Origin of the sequence: Methylotuvimicrobium sp. KM1 (genome assembly GCF_044788715.1) — a bacterium.
Lineage (GTDB): Bacteria > Pseudomonadota > Gammaproteobacteria > Methylococcales > Methylomonadaceae > Methylotuvimicrobium.
This window is the reverse complement of the sequence record NZ_CP173170.1, coordinates 4,607,194-4,623,893: the sequence shown is the minus strand read 5'-3', so window position 1 is coordinate 4,623,893 and position 16,700 is coordinate 4,607,194. Positions and strand designations below refer to the sequence as shown.

At 48.0% G+C, this 16,700-nt stretch carries 19 protein-coding genes and 1 tRNA gene; 3 read left to right on the top strand and 17 right to left on the bottom strand.

The window, feature by feature from the left end; translation table 11 throughout:
• Nucleotides 1-141 precede the first annotated feature (141 nt).
• From ACINK7_RS20130 to ACINK7_RS20055, 16 genes are all read right to left on the bottom strand, one after another.
• The gene (locus ACINK7_RS20130; RefSeq protein WP_404358091.1) at nt 142-615 is read right to left on the bottom strand and encodes a Bbp16 family capsid cement protein; all 474 of its coding nucleotides are present in this window, start codon (nt 613-615) and stop codon (nt 142-144) included.
• A 62-nt stretch (nt 616-677) separates the two neighbouring features.
• Nucleotides 678-1,361 (bottom strand): hypothetical protein, encoded by a 684-nt coding sequence (locus ACINK7_RS20125; protein ID WP_404358089.1) that lies wholly within the window; start codon nt 1,359-1,361, stop codon nt 678-680.
• An 86-nt stretch (nt 1,362-1,447) separates the two neighbouring features.
• Nucleotides 1,448-1,681, bottom strand: coding sequence for a hypothetical protein (locus tag ACINK7_RS20120; RefSeq protein WP_404358087.1), 234 nt, complete (start codon nt 1,679-1,681; stop codon nt 1,448-1,450).
• Nucleotides 1,659-1,931, bottom strand: coding sequence for a hypothetical protein (locus ACINK7_RS20115; RefSeq protein ID WP_404358086.1), 273 nt, complete (start codon nt 1,929-1,931; stop codon nt 1,659-1,661). Before ACINK7_RS20115 ends, ACINK7_RS20120 begins: the two co-directional genes overlap by 23 nt.
• A 13-nt stretch (nt 1,932-1,944) precedes the next feature.
• Nucleotides 1,945-2,127: a hypothetical protein gene (locus ACINK7_RS20110; protein WP_404358084.1), complete on the bottom strand. Its 183-nt coding sequence runs from the start codon at nt 2,125-2,127 to the stop codon at nt 1,945-1,947.
• Between the two features lie 7 nt (nt 2,128-2,134).
• Entirely contained in the window at nt 2,135-2,290 is a 156-nt protein-coding gene (locus ACINK7_RS20105) for a hypothetical protein (RefSeq protein ID WP_404358082.1), read from the bottom strand.
• Nucleotides 2,287-2,568, bottom strand: a complete 282-nt coding sequence (locus tag ACINK7_RS20100) for a hypothetical protein (protein WP_404358080.1) — start codon at nt 2,566-2,568, stop codon at nt 2,287-2,289. Before ACINK7_RS20100 ends, ACINK7_RS20105 begins: the two co-directional genes overlap by 4 nt.
• A 479-nt stretch (nt 2,569-3,047) precedes the next feature.
• The gene (locus tag ACINK7_RS20095) at nt 3,048-5,030 is read right to left on the bottom strand and encodes a hypothetical protein (RefSeq protein ID WP_404358078.1); all 1,983 of its coding nucleotides are present in this window, start codon (nt 5,028-5,030) and stop codon (nt 3,048-3,050) included.
• Nucleotides 5,031-5,035: 5 nt separating this feature from the next.
• Complete coding sequence (locus ACINK7_RS20090) at nt 5,036-5,983, bottom strand: toprim domain-containing protein (RefSeq protein ID WP_404358076.1); 948 nt, start codon at nt 5,981-5,983, stop codon at nt 5,036-5,038.
• Entirely contained in the window at nt 5,980-6,183 is a 204-nt protein-coding gene (locus ACINK7_RS20085) for a helix-turn-helix transcriptional regulator (protein ID WP_404358074.1), read from the bottom strand. The genes ACINK7_RS20090 and ACINK7_RS20085 overlap by 4 nt, the downstream gene beginning before the upstream one ends.
• Nucleotides 6,184-6,580: 397 nt before the next feature.
• Nucleotides 6,581-7,219 carry a hypothetical protein gene (locus ACINK7_RS20080; protein WP_404358072.1) on the bottom strand — a complete coding sequence of 213 codons (639 nt, stop codon included), beginning with the start codon at nt 7,217-7,219 and terminating at the stop codon, nt 6,581-6,583.
• Nucleotides 7,220-7,394: 175 nt separating this feature from the next.
• On the bottom strand, nt 7,395-8,591 hold the full coding sequence (locus tag ACINK7_RS20075; RefSeq protein WP_404358070.1) for a tyrosine-type recombinase/integrase: 1,197 nt from the start codon (nt 8,589-8,591) through the stop codon (nt 7,395-7,397).
• Between the two features lie 149 nt (nt 8,592-8,740).
• Nucleotides 8,741-8,828: transfer RNA gene (locus ACINK7_RS20070), tRNA-Ser, on the bottom strand.
• A 75-nt stretch (nt 8,829-8,903) separates the two neighbouring features.
• The gene (locus ACINK7_RS20065) at nt 8,904-10,796 is read right to left on the bottom strand and encodes an ATP-binding cassette domain-containing protein (RefSeq protein ID WP_404358068.1); all 1,893 of its coding nucleotides are present in this window, start codon (nt 10,794-10,796) and stop codon (nt 8,904-8,906) included.
• A 9-nt stretch (nt 10,797-10,805) separates the two neighbouring features.
• Nucleotides 10,806-12,041 (bottom strand): competence/damage-inducible protein A, encoded by a 1,236-nt coding sequence (locus tag ACINK7_RS20060; protein ID WP_404358066.1) that lies wholly within the window; start codon nt 12,039-12,041, stop codon nt 10,806-10,808.
• Nucleotides 12,042-12,049: 8 nt separating this feature from the next.
• The gene (locus tag ACINK7_RS20055) at nt 12,050-12,973 is read right to left on the bottom strand and encodes an AEC family transporter (protein WP_404358064.1); all 924 of its coding nucleotides are present in this window, start codon (nt 12,971-12,973) and stop codon (nt 12,050-12,052) included.
• Between the two features lie 154 nt (nt 12,974-13,127).
• On the opposite strand from ACINK7_RS20055, the gene pyrF reads away from it, so the two are divergent.
• The 3 genes from pyrF (at nt 13,128) to ACINK7_RS20040 (ending at nt 15,698) form a co-directional block, all read left to right on the top strand.
• Nucleotides 13,128-13,853, top strand: coding sequence for an orotidine-5'-phosphate decarboxylase (gene pyrF / locus ACINK7_RS20050; protein WP_125217182.1), 726 nt, complete (start codon nt 13,128-13,130; stop codon nt 13,851-13,853).
• Nucleotides 13,854-13,989: 136 nt separating this feature from the next.
• Nucleotides 13,990-14,706 (top strand): sulfite exporter TauE/SafE family protein, encoded by a 717-nt coding sequence (locus tag ACINK7_RS20045; RefSeq protein ID WP_404358062.1) that lies wholly within the window; start codon nt 13,990-13,992, stop codon nt 14,704-14,706.
• Nucleotides 14,707-14,723: 17 nt separating this feature from the next.
• Entirely contained in the window at nt 14,724-15,698 is a 975-nt protein-coding gene (locus ACINK7_RS20040) for a sigma-54 interaction domain-containing protein (protein WP_404358060.1), read from the top strand.
• Nucleotides 15,699-15,961: 263 nt separating this feature from the next.
• Here the strand turns inward: ACINK7_RS20040 and ACINK7_RS20035 are convergent, their stop codons facing one another.
• Entirely contained in the window at nt 15,962-16,699 is a 738-nt protein-coding gene (locus ACINK7_RS20035; protein WP_404358059.1) for a PP2C family protein-serine/threonine phosphatase, read from the bottom strand.
• Nucleotide 16,700 lies beyond the last annotated feature (1 nt).

Sequence of the window (16,700 nt, the reverse complement as noted above, 5' to 3'; positions counted from 1 at the left end):
ATCAAGAACCGCTCATTATTTTCAAGCGGCCTTTCGGCAATCATCCGACTCGGATTGTTTTTAGCATACGCTCTCATAAAAACCTCAGTAGTAAATTACTGACGGCTTCACGCCGCCAGTGGTTATATTGCCATAATGGGCTTAAACAGCGGTGAAGCCGCCACCATAAAGCCGACCGGAACTCGGAATTGATCCGGCGATCAGCACGGCGGAAAACTTGCCGGCTGTCAGTGGTCCCGATGCAATCACATATCGAACGCCGATGTAACGCTTGCCGAATGGTTCGCTTAGGGAATGACTTTGCGGGATCGATACGCCTATCGGACTACGACCGGCCACCAAGTCGGCCTTGGGAATCGCTCCCGACTGCGCTAATACGACATGATCGCTCAATGTCGGCGAGTCAGAACTTACAACCTGGAAGGTCACGGTAGCGCTTCCAGACGCCGCCGCCGACTCATCAACACCAAACGCCACGTTAAGCGGCACACCGTCGCCGATATCCCTTGAATCCTGCACATCGACGACGTTCGCAAGGTCGATCTTGTCAACACCAAACGCCGAATCGGTAACGGCCTGCTCCTGTGAAAATGTTGCTAATCTGTCTGAAATCATAAAATCCTCATAAAATAATAAAATTATTACCGTAATTATATAATTACGGTAATTACACTCTGTTAATGCCGGCCAGGTAGTAAGTCATCGTCAATGCCGTGTTCTTTAAAAATCTTCTCGACCGCGTCTTGCTTGGGTAGTTCGCCGGCTGATCTAACGAGCGTATGAATATACGAGCCGTTAGAAGGCTGAACCAATCCCGGCATCATGCGAACGCGGATATATCCGCTCTCGTAATCATTGCCGATCTCGCTTTGGAAGCTGCAAAGGTGTGGGTTATGCCGATCCCAGTGCAGCACGCGGAGCCTCTCGGAAATTTCCGCCGCGCATGCAACCTCGTTTAAAAATTTGTCCAAGGCTTTCCGATATCCGGCCCTATGCTTCTCGAGTTCGGACAGTAGGAGTTCGGTTGTTAATTCCTTGAGCTTTTGGCGATCCGCCCTAAGCTCGATTTCAAGCGCTTTAATCTTTCGGTCGATGGCGTCGGCAATGTCGTTTTTGCCTTTGTTGGCATCGGCAAGCGTAGCATTGTGCCGCTGCGCAAGTTCAAGCTCGGCCTCAAGTTTTTCTATTCTCTGCGTGGTCTTGCTGTCGGTCTTGCCGCTTGCCAAAAGCTCTGCGATTGCATCCGTTAGCGGGAATGTATCAACGCGCTTATAAGGGCGTATTCTGTCAATTTCGCCGTCTAATCGCTCAAGTTCAGCGGTTTTTCTGCGAATTTCGGCTTGTATTTGTTCAATGTTCATAATTGTTTTGTTAAAGGTTTTAGTAAAGTTTTTTAAAGGTTTAGTAAAGTTTTACTGGTGAGACATGGTGCCTCACTCAGCAAAAATTAAATTTGGCTCGCTGTTGTCAAGCCGGCGGCTTCATTTCGTAAGTGTTCCATTTTTTTTTCGATGTCGTGATAGTTGACGCCGTGCTTGATCCGGTGAGACATTTCCATTTTTAGGTCGGCTAGTTGGTCGCCGATCTCGCCTAAGCGCTCGAGCCTTTGCCGTCTCTGAATTTCGCGGTAATCGGTGCAAAATACCGGGACTTCGCTTTTATTCGGTTGTTGTTGGTTCATTTTTAGTACCTCTGTTTGAAAAAAATATGCCATCCATCAATTTACGTTTGACGATGGCCTCATCATCATTTTGACAAAATGCGCCGATTAACTCGCCGCGTTTAGCATCCATTTCTAGCCTAGAATCGATTGTTGCGCCGAAGACCGCGCGGAGCAGTCCCGGCTTATCGCATTTAAAAACCGCTATCGGCGAATCAGGCGGCGCAACTTTTACGCGGCCTAGAATGGTTGCAACTGTGTCTAATGCCATAATTACCCCTTCGTTATCGATAACCGGCAGCCGCAAGCGCCGCCAATTCATTTTTAATTGCTTCGATCTCGCCCCGGTTCTTCGGGTTTTTTTCCGCGCGGAGCTGCTCGAGCTGGGCGTGAAGTATTTTGGGGCGTTCGGATTGTTTCGCCATTGCAGCGGAACGGCGGACAACTTCTAGGTTAATGTCAGTCATAATGTGTTTACTCTCTGGTTGGTTGTTCGGTTACATCGGGTTTGGGTGCCGGCAGTGGCGCAAAGCTTTTGCATTGCGAAACGTTCGGCGGCGCGTTTTGTTGCATGGCCTGGCAGTAATAGCCGTCTTCAAATCGCTTGCATTGCTGGCAAAGTGTTGTCATAGCTCGGTTTCCTCCGCTTCGTCCAGTTCGTCTAACGGTTCGCCGTCCGGCATTTCGGCGGTCAATTCAATCCGGTCGGTTAAATTCCATCGAACGCCGGCAAGGATCGTGCAGGCCTCTGTAAACTGCTCGAGAATTAAACGCTCAACATGATCGGTAGCCGAAACGCCCGAACACTTATAAAGGGCATCAAGCGCTTGGGTGCAGGCCTCGACGATATCCGGCTTAACGGTTTCAAATGGGAGAAGCCGCTTTTTAATTTCACTTTGAGTGGTCATTTCGGATCTTTCCGGAAATCGTGGACGGATAACTTTTTTGGCTTCCTGCGAATGTTTACGCGCTTGTCGAACTCGAGCTGTAAAATGTTCAAGTGCATTCGTGTCTTTTGCATCTCTTGAAAAAGTTGGTTATCTGAAAATTTTGAAAAATCGAATCTGTTTCGTGTCGTCATGAGTCTCTCTAATCTAGGCCTAACAAATTTCGGCGGGTAAGTGGGTATTTCGTCGGTGGCACAATCCGAACGCGCCCCCAACTGGAAACGCAATACTTCACGACAATAAAACCGCCCTCGTGAAGGCGGTGTTCAAAACAGTGAACGCGCCGTTTCAATGGAAAGTCACGCCAGTTTTCGCGGTAATGGTTTCCAGCCGCGCGGGTTAATCGTCTGATCCGGTTGCACGATGGCCGATACTTCGCGCGTCCTTCAAAATAGCGCTCGAGTTCCTGGAATTCACGGATCAAGCCCCGCTCGAATTTGTTATTCATCATCTTGATTTTCTTTGAATTTTTCGTCTTCAACGTGCACGTCAAAAATGTTGCTGTTGAAAACCCAAACCTTGCCGCTAGCCAGCTTTCGATTAATGTCAGCACGCGGATTGGCTCGGTTTTTTTCGATGACTGTTTCGACAAGGCCGCGCTCGATAAAAATTTTAGCAAGCAGCTTTTTTGGCGTTATGAAAGGCTCCCCCGAGCTTTTGGCGAACTGTACAACTTCCCGGTACGCCTGGGTCGGCAGGAGCCACACCTCCGATTTGCCGCTCTCAAAGTGCTGAAAGCCAACAAGCGAGCCATTGGGCGAATGCGAATCCTGGGCTTCCGGAATTAGAGCGGCCTGCCTCGTCCAGCCGAAAACATGCGGTTTTTCTTTAGGCGGCCCCTTATTAATAGAATCCGCAAGATGCGCGGCCCCGCTTCGCATCGCAGCAAGCAGGAGGTCAAAAAATTTGCGCACCGGGTCGGCATCGGCTTGTGGTTCGTATTGATGCCGAAATGTTGTTGCCATTTCCCGTTCGAAATCGATCAAAAACTGACCGGACTCGAATTCGCTACCGATTGCGTCCGCCGCGAAGTCGGCGAACAAGTCAGCTGCGACCATGAGGCCGCCAAAAATATCAGCCGCGCGGGCGTGACTGTTGGCGCTATCGCCGCTTCGAGCTTTGTTTCGCCAGATCGCGGCATCCTCTATAGTTTGCGCTTTAAGCTCATCGATTCGCGGCGCAATCGACTTGATGAACGCGGCCATGACACCAGCAAACACGCCATCCGCAACCAATCGCTGCCCTTCCGTAATGGCGTCAAAATTGATCGAATCGGGCGGTATGGATACGATCAGGAGCCGCGCGAACACCGAAGCCGGCAGGTTTGGTAGGCCCTCGGTTGTAGTTATCGTGAGCGAACGCGGCCACGCGGTTTGCATTGAATTATGGTCCGTTTTGCGGCGACCGATTGCGGCTTGGTTGCCTGCATCGCGAACAAAACTTATAAATTTTTGCGTCAATTTTTCCGCTGCGGACGCTGAGCCTTCAATTACGAAATCATCGATAATGTGAACTAAACCATTGAGTGTAAAAGACTTTATCGTCATATCCAGATAGGAGTCTCCCCAATTCGAGACCGGCGTGTTGCCGTCAAATTTACCGAAAAATGACGCGATAATGGCGGCGAGTTCCGATTTCCCGGTGCCGGTTTTTGCTTCGAAAACAACACCGAAATTGTTTCGTAAGGCAAAATTCAGCACGGCGCGGAATGGTAGAATTAGCGAAAGCAAACCTATGCGACAGTTTGCCGGGGTGACTGTGTCGAAAAACTTCATAACTGAAAGTAAAGCCGCCCGCAACTCATCTTCCGCCAGCGGTTCTGGCATCGCGTATAACTGCATCCTCTCGCCGCCTGGATCGCACTCGATTGTAGAATTGAGGCCGGTTTCGCCAATGCCCCCTGTCGCGGTGATAAAATAATAACAATCCTCGATTTTGTGCCAGCCAAGCGGACGATAAACCGTTCTGACCGGAATTTCTCCGTCAATGATTGAAAGGTATTTTGTGGCGACATTCACATGCTGGCGGGCACAGCCGCCTACGCTTTCGATTACGCGCCCGGCCCAGTGGAGCGAATACCAGGGAGTCGATTCGAATTCGGAAACCTTCACGAGAATTTCCGGCAAAGCTGCGCCGTTCTCCGCCGTCCCGAAGATGCGGTAATGCGGCACAATGGCAAGACCATCGTCGAGATTAATCTGCTCAATAATTCTGGCGAACGCGTTTAATCTTTTCATGATTTTTTCGCCCTTGTGCTGATGAAGGCAGCCGTTGATTATTTCGTATTCCCTAGACGGACCGAACCGATTTCGCATTTCCAGAGATGAGCCGCCGCCGCCAGAACCGCCGCCGCCCTTCGGCGATTCGACATCGACCGCCGTTTCGACCAGTTTCAAATCCGGCCTATTTTTTTTATTTTCCATAAATTTCAATCGCTTAAACTGGTGATGTAATCGTTCCAATCACCGGGAACGGGCGGGATTAGTATCTTCCCTCCGATTGCGGCGGCGGCCTTGGTTGCGGCGGTGACTCCGGGATTTCCACGCGTTTTTTCGTCGTTATCGGCTGCGATGATGATTTGGGCTCTTGGAAGGCGTTTGCGGACGATTCGCGCGACTTTTTCGAGATTGCCGGCGGAAAAGGCCACATAGACTCGGCATTGCGTTTCCTCGTGTAGCGATGCAGCAGTGGCAAAACCTTCAGCGACCAGGACGGTTCCCTCATCGTCCGCACGTTTGCCGATCCAGTAAAAACAACCACCAAGCCGGCAGCCGGGCACGAAGTCCTTCGCGCGGCCTAGTATTGGATGTTGGTGGCGGAATATGCCTTGCAGATTTACCAACGTCCCGGATTCGTTAAAAATTGGAATGACGAATGTGTTCGGGATCGTGATTTTGGTGCGATTGCCAAACTCGTTTTCGACGAATCGAATCCACGTTCCGACGCGGCCACCGTATGTGGCTTGCAATTTTTTTTGATTAATCGGGTATTCATGAAATTCGCACGGCTCGCACTGCGCCCAAAACGATTGCGCCCGCTCGGCTCCAGCGGCAAATTTTGCTTGCTCTTCGGCCTCGCGTTTGGCCCGTTGCCGTTCGATTTTTCGGCGCTGAGCTTTGATTTGTTTGGCGGTCAGTTTTTGATTAGTGACGCGTTTGGATCGCCAAAAAAGCTTGATTCCACCGGATGAGTGGTCCTCGAAATAGCCACTTGGCGGCGGGTCGGGATGGATGACGTAAGCCCCGTTTTTATTGCCCTTGCGTTTTCCCTCGATATCAATTCGATGCAATTTCTTGTCGGCAATGAGTTGACCAATAACTGTGATACCGTTATCCGCGAGAAACGCTCGAAATTCTTCCGTTATGTCCTTCGTCATTCTGCCGCCTCGCGGGTGTTTGCCCATTCAATCAGGTCGGTGTAACGCCATGCTGAGGCGCGAGGCCCTAATTTAACCGGCTTCGGAAATTCGGAGGATTCGGCGAGCCGGTAAATCGAAGTGGCCGAAAGGCCAGTGACGCGCACGACTTCCGAAATTCGCAGAAAAAGCGGTGTTAAATTTTCGGTTTTATCAGACATGTGGCCCCTCGTTTTTTTTAACGTGGGGCACGTTATACGGGGCGAAAACTAAAAAATGAACAACAAAATAACGCCCGAAAAAAATAACCAGAAATAACCCAAAAATAACCCAAAAATAACCCACAAATGAGCAGAAAAATAATTTCTGAACGTCCGCACTCGTTGCGGAGGCCTTGAAATATAAGGGATCGATGGGGATTAAAGAGGTTGTCGAGGTGTTCATGATAGCCAAGCGTTTTTGTTACGTTGGCAATCTATTATTCACATATTTTTTCACGTTAAAATAGAAACCTGAGGTCAATTATTTTTCGTGAAAAAATTGTTTTGATTTTGTTGAAGTTTTTAAAGCGGGGGTAGTGAAAATAGTTTCACGATAATTCGCGTGACCTGAGGTTATCTATTTTTCGTGAGAACTTTTACGCTTGGGAGCTAGGCGGCTCATGCGGTTGATTGTCGCGGGTGTGACGATTTTATCTATGCAGTCGGGCGACAATGCAAGCTTTCGGCAAGCCATCGTTAAGGCTTGTTCATTGGAAATAGTTTTATTTGAGCCTCGCTGAATATTGGCGGCTCGGTCGATAAGTCTATCGATTGACTCAAAGTCTTTAGGAGGCCGTCCGCGTTTCGGTCTGTCGGTTTGCGGCTGTGCAGGTTTTCCGGTGAGGAGCGTTTTATTTTCGCTTGGGTCGTTGGGCTTGATGTCGGGCTTGATGTCGGGCTTGGTGTCGGGCTTGGCCGGAACTGTTCTCTTTAGCTTATGTTCCGCCAAGAGTCGCAAGGCTTCAGCTTTGGTGAGGCGTTCGGCAAACTGTTTGCCGGATTCTTCGAGGTGCAGGGCGTATGCTTGCCAGTCTGATTTTGTCCAGTGGTCCCGGTTATCAAGTCCGCCGTTGAATGCAGCTCTTAAATCATCAGGACAAGTTAGCAAGGTTGGGGTGGGCGGCCATTGGTTGAGCCGGTCTTTCGATAGTTGTTTTTCAAGTTGGCGTTGCACAACAAAGTCGATAAACGCCTTTTGTTTTTTGTTTGTCTTCATAACCCCGTCAAGGTTAGCCGTCGAGAATTTGCCAAGCAGCCGAGGGACGAGTTCGGGATTCGGGAGCTAACCTAGCTTGGCGAATCGATTGTATCAAAAACTTTCCGCTTCGCGCGATTCGGTTTTGTGGTCGTCTTTTGCAGGGTCCGCCGAATTCGTCGGGCCCTACAAATAATTAGACGCTTTTTCGGATCGGTATTACATCGGCACCTTTTCGAAGTGCATCAAGATAATCCGCCCAGGCTTGCATCATTCGCCGCCGTTCGGGCAGATATTGCGCGTGATTGTAGGCGGCTTTGACTGCATTTCTTTCGGCGTGGGCAAGTTGCCGCTCGATCATGTCGGAATGAAAACCTTGTTCATGTAGGATTGTTGAAGCGGTGGTTCTGAATCCGTGGGCGGTGTGCTTGCCGGTGTAACCCATTCGGCGAATGGTTGCGCCGATAGTCTCCCGGCTTATGTGTCCGTCGTTTGGGGAATAGAAAACATATTGCCGGTGGCCGGTGAGCGGTTGAATCTCCCGAAGCAACTCAAGGGCTTGTTTTGCCAGCGGCACGATATGATCGGTTTTCATCTTCATTTTTTCGCCGGGTATACGCCATTCAGCAAGATCAAGGTCAAGCTCTGACCATTCCATCATGACAAGGTTAGCCGGCCTGGCAAAGACAAGCGGCTGAATCTGTAAGGCAGTTCGAACAATGAAGCTTCCCTTGTAGGCGTGAATGTCCCGTAATAATTGGCCGAGTTCCTTCGGTGTCTTGATTGCCGCGTAATGTCCTTTAACGGGTGAAGGCAGCGCGCCGCGTAAGTCTTGCGTTACGTCCCGTTCGGCTTTGCCGTGGGCGATTCCGTAACGGATCGCTTGACCAATGAACTGTTTTGTTCGGGCGGCGGTTTCGAGTGCGCCTCTATCAACGATCCTCCGCAATACGGTTAAAACCTCGATGGCCGATAAATCTTTTAACGGTCGATCGCCAAGCCAAGGGTAAACGTCCCGATCAAAACATTCTTGAATATGGTTTCGATGCGCTTCACTCCATCGTTTTGAATTGGCCTCTAAAAATTCATTAGCCACGGCTTTGAAGGTGTTCTCTTTGATCCCGGCTTTTTCCAATCGGCGGACTAATGACGGGTCTATACCGTCCTCGAGTTGCTTTTTTACGGTATAAGCTTTTTCTCGAGCTTCCTTGAGTCGTGTTCGCGGATAGGTGCCTAAGGCAAGTGTTTTACGCTTTCCGGCGAAACTGTAATCTATTCGAAAGTACTTTGATTTGTTCGAATGAACTAACACATAAAGGCCTTGACCGTCATGCAGTTTGTAAGGCTTATCAGCGGCTTGGGCGTTTTTTATCTCAATATCGGTGAGGTTCATACGGTATAAATTTTTCAGAAGTGATTTATACCGTCATTTATACCGTAAGTTTTGCGGGATAACTAGGGTTTTTATGGGTCATTATGGGACTTGAAAAAGGCGGGGAGTGTTGATTTTGCTGGGTTTGTTGCGGGGGCTGTTTGGGTCGGTGGCGGAGAGAGAGGGATTCGAACCCTCGATACGTTGCCGTATACACACTTTCCAGGCGTGCGCCTTCGACCACTCGGCCATCTCTCCGGTATTTAATCCATCAGCGAATGGAAACAGGCAATGATAAGGTAGTATTGCTTTTGATGCAATGAATTTTAATATTTAATGAGTCATGGCTTCGAGATCATGCCAGCGTTGAAAGGCGTGTTCCATCTCTTTATCAATGGTTTTCAGTTTCTCAAGGGTATCGGCGATCAAAGTAGGGTCACTTTTATAAAAATCAGGGGAATTGATTTTTTCATTAATGGCTGTTTGTTCAGATTCAAGACGGTCGATCAGGTCCGGAAGTTCATCTAATTCTTTTTGTTCTTTATAAGAGAGTTTTTTCTTTTTCGGCGTGTCATTGCTGGTTTTTTTTTCAATGCTTTCGGTTTTTTTGACAGCAATGTCGGCGGCTTTGGTGTTTTGATAGTTTGCAAACCAGTCGCTATAGCCGCCGATATGCTCGCTTATGACGCCGCCGCCTTCGAAAACTAGTACGCTGGTAACAACATTATCCAGGAAACTCCGGTCATGGCTGACTAATAATAAAGTGCCGTCATAATCGACAAGTTTTTCTTCCAATAGCTCAAGGGTTTCCAGATCCAGGTCATTGGTGGGTTCGTCCATGATGATCAGGTTGGCCGGTTTCGTGAACAATCGCGCAAGGAGTAAGCGATTTTTTTCCCCGCCGGAAAGGCTTTTGACCGGCGAGCGTGCTCGCGCCGGCGCGAATAAAAAGTCGCCGAGGTATGACATGACATGGCGTTTGTTTCCGGCAATTTCGACATAATCATTGCCGTCGGCAATCGAATCGGCGACAGTCATTTCCGGATCGAGTTGTTCTCTCAGTTGGTCGAAGTAGGCGACTTGCAGGCGAGTGCCTTGTTCGACGGTGCCGCTGTCCGGTTCTAATTGCTTGAGTAAAAGTTTCAACAGTGTCGATTTTCCTGCGCCATTGGGACCGATCAAGCCGATTTTGTCGCCGCGTTGAATGAGTGTTGAAAAATCTTTTACCACCGGTTTCCCGTCGAAAGCTTTGCAAAGATCGGTCGCTTCGATGACTTTTTTACCCGATGTGTCGCCGCGATCCAAAGATAATTTGGTCGTGCCTTGAACATTGCGGCGCTGCGCGCGTTCGTCGCGTAATTTCTTGAGTGCTCGAACACGCCCTTCGTTACGGGTGCGCCGCGCTTTTACGCCTTGGCGAATCCAGACCTCCTCTTGGGCCAGTTTTTTGTCGAATTCGGCATTTTGATTGGCTTCATCTTCCAGTGCGGATGCCTTACGGCGAAGGTAGTCATCATAAGTCCCTTGCCAGGATGTTAAATTGCCGCGATCGAGATCGACAATACGGGTTGCCAATCTTTGAAGAAAGAATCTGTCATGGGTAACGAATAAGACGGCTCCTTGAAAATTTAATAATTGCTCTTCCAGCCAAGTGATGCTCTCCAAGTCAAGATGGTTGGTCGGTTCGTCTAAGAGCAGCAATTCAGGTTCGATGACTAAGGCCCTTGCCAGTGCGACTCGGCGTTTCCAGCCGCCCGATAGGCTTTTGACCGGTAGTTCTCCCGGGAGATTCAGTCGGCTTAAAGTCGATTCGACTTGTTGTTGAAAATGCCAACCGTTTTTGGATTCCAGTTTATGCTGTAGATCGCCAAGTTCTTGCAGTGTTTTATCGTCAGCATTATTTAGCTGGGTAGACAAAGAATGGTAACGGGTTATCCATTGGCCTAATTCGCCCAGTCCGGCGGCTACGGCATCGTAAATGGTGGATTCGCCAACCAATTCCGGAGCCTGTTCTAACCACGCGAGTTTCAATTCGGGTTGGCGCCAGATTTCGCCGTGATCGGGCTGGATGTTTCCTGCGATAATTTTCATTAACGTGGATTTTCCCTCGCCGTTTCTCCCAAGAAGCCCGACGCGTTCCCCCGGGTCCAGTTGAAAATTAGCATTATTCAGCAATGCATGGGTTCCGTAGGCAATAGAAACATTGGTTAGTCGAATTAAAGGCATGATATTAATTTATGTTTTGTAATGATTTATATTTTGTAAATACCGTCGTAATAAATCCAATGCCAGCAACGCGGCTTGGTTTTGTTTTCGTTTAACGGAGCCGCCGATCGTATGAGTCGAATGCCGCAAGCCTTCGGGGCTTAACAACGCGTTGTAAATGGTAATAGTGCTGTCTTGTTTGTCTATTGTGTTGTCTTCTCTGTAGAACTGTATGAGCGCAAGATCCGCGCCGCTTTGATTTCTTGCCGCATTCGCGATGCTTTTCGCTTGGCTTGGCAAGTCCATATCGTCAAGAGCGACCAAAAATCGGTCGGCGATATGTGCAGAGCTTCTTTGGTAATGAGTTTCTAAAAGCCATTCATTGGCAAGCGAGCATTTCGCTGCCATGAGTCCCTGGCTTATGGTTTCAATGAAAATCGCCGTTCGTTGTTGGTCTCGCATCATTTTATCGATCGTGCTAGGTAAATCGTCGCAATGGTTGCGATCGTCAGCGATTCCGAAAATAAAATCACCTAGACGGCTTTTTATTGTATCAATATATAGGTCGAGTTTCTGGCGAGGATATTGAGCGGGGGCGAGTAATTTTGTTTCGATATGATCCGGACCGGCACGAAAGCCGAGTTGAATTTCCTGAGGTATTGTAATATCTGCGATGGCCGTCTGTATGTCGGATTCGCCGATACCGATGGTTTTTAGAGTGACTAATTGCTTAGGGTTAAGGGCGTAGTGCCGTTCGAAAAAACATTTAACAAACTCATTGAATAGGTGTTGCATTTCGAACGGAACGCCGGGTAAAAAGACGAATCGACAACGATTGTATTGTAGGGTAAATCCTGGGGCGGTTCCCCATTGATTATCAATGCGTAAGGCTCCGCTAGGAAGATAGGCTTGCTTTCGATTGCTTTCAGGCATGGTTCTGCCTCTGTTTTTAAAAAAGCCGGCAATCTGCTCGAAAGCTATCGTGTCGAATTGCAAGGGCATAGAGAAAGCCAAAGAGACTGCTTGAGCGGTTAAATCATCGGATGTAGGGCCCAGTCCCCCGGTACAGATACAGCAATCGGCGCGAGACGAGATTTCTTTTAAGAGCGCTATGAGTTCATCGAGCCGGTCGCCGACGGCGGTATGTCTGGAAACTGTAAAACCCATATTTACGCAGGCTTGAGAAAGCCAGGCCGCATTGGTATCGACAGTTTGTCCGGTGACGATCTCTTCGCCTTGCGAGAAAATTTCTAGGGTCGGATTCATAAATGTACTTACGTTGTAGTAATGATGCGGTACCAAAAAGGTAGAGTAACCATGCTTAAGACGGTGGTTAGCGTTACCGCCATGGCATAGAGAGCACTGTCTAGCCGGTAGCGGTCGCAAAAAACAATGCCTAATACCATGCTGGGCATGGCCATTTCCAAGACCGCTGCGGCCTTATGCGCCTCATCCAACGTTGAAAATACCGATACTTGCAAGGCAAACCACGGCATTAAAAATAGTTTAATCAAAATAATCGGCAGAGCATAAGGTAGATTACGCAAAGTGATGCTTTGCCAGCTCAATGCCAAACCCAATGAAAAAAGCATGATCGGCACGACGCCGGCCGAAAGTTTCTGCAAAACCCCCAGTAACCACTCGGGAGCAGCGATCTGGTTTATGTTTAAAATTACCGCCAATAAGGCTGCCCAAAAAGGCGGGGCGTTGAGATTAAGCCAAGTCGGTTTGTGTTTTTGGCTATCGTTTTCGCCAAAATGCCGGGAAGTCATGATGCCGACAGTAAATAAAAAAGGCGCGGTAGCAAACAAGTCAATCTGTATGGCAACCGAACGGGCCCAATGACCGAAGGTTTCTTCTAAAACGGGCAAGCCAAGATAGGTGACATTGGGGAAGGCGGTGACCAGAATAATCGCGCCAAGTTTTTTATCTTGAATGTTAAGGGCTCGCCCAATTAGCCAGATGCAAATCATTGCAAAAGTGATGCTTAATGTACCCAGCAACGTATATTGCAGCGATTTTACGCCTATATCCGAACGCCACAGAACTTCCAGTATCATTGCAGGTAAAAACAAATAATAGACCACCGTGGTCAAAACCGGTCGAACTTGTTCGGCGCTAAGTTCGCCTGGGCGAAGCCAACGCCAACCAATACCGCAGGCGATTAATCCGGCCATTTGCAGCAGAGTGAAGATCATAGATGCGTTAATTACTTAGTTGTAATGCGGTTAAGGCGCATTTGACATGTGCCTTAGGCAGGGTGGATTAGTCGAACGCTATTTTAACATTCACTGTTGAATTAAGTTTCGGTAATATAGAGAGTCTTTTACTATTGCATATCGATACTTGCTCATGACCGAAACTTTTATTTCTGAAAAATCCATTCCTGTCCGCGAGCGCTTGATCATGGCGTTGGATGTACCGAGTATTCCTGAAGCCCGAGCCTTGGTCGAAGAATTAGGCGATTCGGTGATTTTCTATAAAGTCGGCATGGAGCTGTTCATGTCCGGGGATTATTTTGGCTTTATCGAATGGTTGAAACTACAGAACAAAAAGGTTTTCGTCGATTTAAAATTTTTTGATGTGCCGGCCACGGTCGGACGGGCAATTCGCGCGCTGAGTAGCAAAGGTGTCGACCTGGCGACTATTCACGGTAACGATGCCATTATGGAGGCGGCCGCGAAGGAAAAAGGGCAATTAAAAGTACTGGCGGTGACCGCTTTAACTAGCTTGGATAGGGGGGATCTCGATGATTTGGGGTTTCAATGTGATATACGAGATTTAGTTTTATCGCGCGCCAAGCGTGCTTTGCAAATCGGCTGCGACGGTATTGTTTCATCAGGGTTGGAAGCGTCTATGTTAAGGGAGGAATTAGATCATCGTTTGTTGGTTGTCACTCCGGGTATTAGGCCGGTCGATAATAGAGAAGAGGACGATCAGAAGCGTGTGGTCAGTGTCGAGCAAGCTTTCCGTAACGGAGCCGACTATATTGTCGTCGGTCGTCCGATTCGAGATGCCGAAGACCGTAAGTCGATGGCGGAAAAAATCCAGATGCAAATTCAGTCGGTTTTTAAATGAGTTTTTATCTATTTATTCATTTATGCGGCATAAGTAATTGATCTGTGTTATTTCACGTAAAAAGATGAGTCAAAATCCTCAATTTTTCAAAACTAAATATTGTTTAAGTTAATAAATATGCTAATGTTCTCCCTCTATGGAACATACTATCGCCTTTAATGCCTCCTATTTTGTCGCTTTTGCGATGGGGTTGTTTAGTAGCATGCATTGCATCGGCATGTGCGGGTCGATTATCGGAACGCTTACGCTGAGTCTTAAGCCCGAGGTCCGTACTTCTAAGGCTAAGCTTTTTCCTTATGTGCTGAACTATAATTTGGGCCGTATCAGTAGTTATGCTTTGGCCGGGATGTTGGTAGGCTTTATTGAGGCGATATTGACGATGCCTTTTGGCGAAGGTCACGGTCATAGGGTGTTGCAGGTACTTTCGGCTGCAATCATGACCAGTGCCGGACTTTATATCGCGGGGTGGTTTCCGCGTTTTGCTTATATCGAAAAAGCCGGATCCCGTTTTTGGAAATTAATCGAGCCGTATGGCCGCCGCTTAATTCCGGTGAAAACGCACAAGCAAGCTTTTTTATTTGGTATGATTTGGGGTTGGTTGCCCTGTGGCCTTGTCTATGCTGCATTGGCACTTGCGGCGACGACCGGTGATATTATTCGTAGCGGGTTGACAATGTTGGCTTTCGGTTTTGGGACTTTACCCGCCGTGATAAGTGTCGGTATAATTACCAGCACACTAACAAGGTTATCTAGAATGCAATACTTTAAGCAGACGGTCGGCTTATTGATGATTGCACTCGCATTATTGGCCGCTCTGCCATGGCTTAATCCCATGCGATTACAACACTTATAATTTTAGGAGAGGCTCCTGTGGATCATTTTAATTCGATAATTGGGAAATCTCCCGCACTCGATTCTCTACTTCGTAGCGCTAGAATGGTTGCTTGTACCGATGTAACTGTCTTCATCAAAGGAGAAACCGGTACCGGTAAGGAAGTGCTAGCTTCTGCAATTCAAAAAGAAAGCGCGCGTGCTAATAAGCCGTTTATCAAGTTGAATTGCGCCGCCTTGCCCGAAAGTTTAGTGGAGTCTGAATTATTCGGGCATAAAAAAGGTGCATTCACCGGAGCTAACGTTAACAAGCAAGGCATCTTTCAAGCCGCTGATGGCGGGACCTTATTTTTGGATGAAATTAATTCGTTACCTCTGTCGATTCAAGCAAAATTATTGCGTTTCTTAGAGCTTGGTGAATGTTTAGCTGTTGGAGAAACCAAGCCTTATCGCGTCGATGTGAGAGTCATTGCGGCCAGTAACCAAGACTTGGTTAAGCAAATCGACGCAGGACAGTTTAGGCAGGATTTGTACTTTCGTTTAAATGTCGTGCCGCTAGAGTTGCCGCCACTATCGAAAAGAACCGAAGATATCGAGGCGCTGATTACTCATTTTGTTCGGCATTTTGCGCAGGCCCATTCGCTCGAAGCTCCGAAATTCAGTAAACAGTCGATTCGAGTGTTAACTCGCTATCGATGGCCTGGTAATATAAGAGAACTCCGCAATTTATGTGAAAGACTGTCGATCTTGTTGGCGGGAAAAGTTATCGAGCCCGATAATTTACCGCATGAGTTTGCTGAATATATTGATGAAAAGGCCCCTGCAGCAGATGCAGGCGGTATTCCGAGTTTTAAACTGCCTGATTTCGGTATCCAATTGGACTCTCTAGAGGCGGACTTGATCAATCAAGCGCTTACTAGAACCAACGGCAATCGCAGCAAGTCAGCCCGCTTATTAGGCATTACCCGAGATACCTTGCTATACCGGATACAAAAACACGGCTTGGCCGCCTAGTTTTAATTCAGAGCAAATCTGCTCTAAGTACTGATATATTCCCTTTCGCGCATCATATATCTTTCGCACTTCAAATTTCGGCGGTACCGAAATTTGATCTACGATGAGTATATTCGGTGCCGCGCCTAATGTATTTCGAGATTTGAGCGATAGGGGCTATTGTTAAATCAATAGACCCCTTTTGATGTGGTGTGTCGTTTTGATACAGGATATGCGCGCGCAAACATGAGTCTTAATGTCAGCATCGTGGTTATTTATGCGTTTCATCCCAGGCACCTTATCCATTGCACCGTCACATTGTCGCTGTGGCCTCTTGCCCTGAGTACCGTCAATCGGGCAAATTTCCCCAGTTCGATTTTACCGCTATCGGGTTGGGCTAAGTCGAGTAATTCGGCGGGTTTAACGTACTCCCAGAAGCCGTCTGTACATAAGAGAAATGTTTCGCCCAGTTTTATTGGGGGGTAAACATGGATTTCGGGTAGATGGGTTTGCTGGATATTTACACTACGCGTCAATTGGTTTTGCTCAGGGTGCAAGCCCATTTCTTGTTCGGTTATTGATCCTTCGTCCAACAGTTGCTGCGTGATTGAATGATCTTTCGTACGCCATAGAACTTTATTCGCATTCATCCGGTAAATTCGGGAGTCGCCGCAATGCGCTGTGATTGTTTGATTCGGGTCGATATAGAGTAATGCGCAGGTGGTATGCGCTTCCGATGCGGATGGATCGTTGCCGAAAAGCTTTTTCATTTCTTCGACTGCTGATTTAAACCATGCCGTCATGGTTTCATCGGGAGCTTGAGCAAGATGATTCCGGTGTTGATGGACTAATTTTAATAAGCCTTGGCAAAAATATCGGGAAGCTTTTTCACCCGACTGATGGCCTCCGAGTCCGTCGGCAACAATAAACAAGGCATAGTCGTCTTGTATAATGCGCCCCATCGAATCTTGATTAACTTCTCGGTCGCCGGCCGAGGTTAATTGAAAGCATTGTAATTTCATC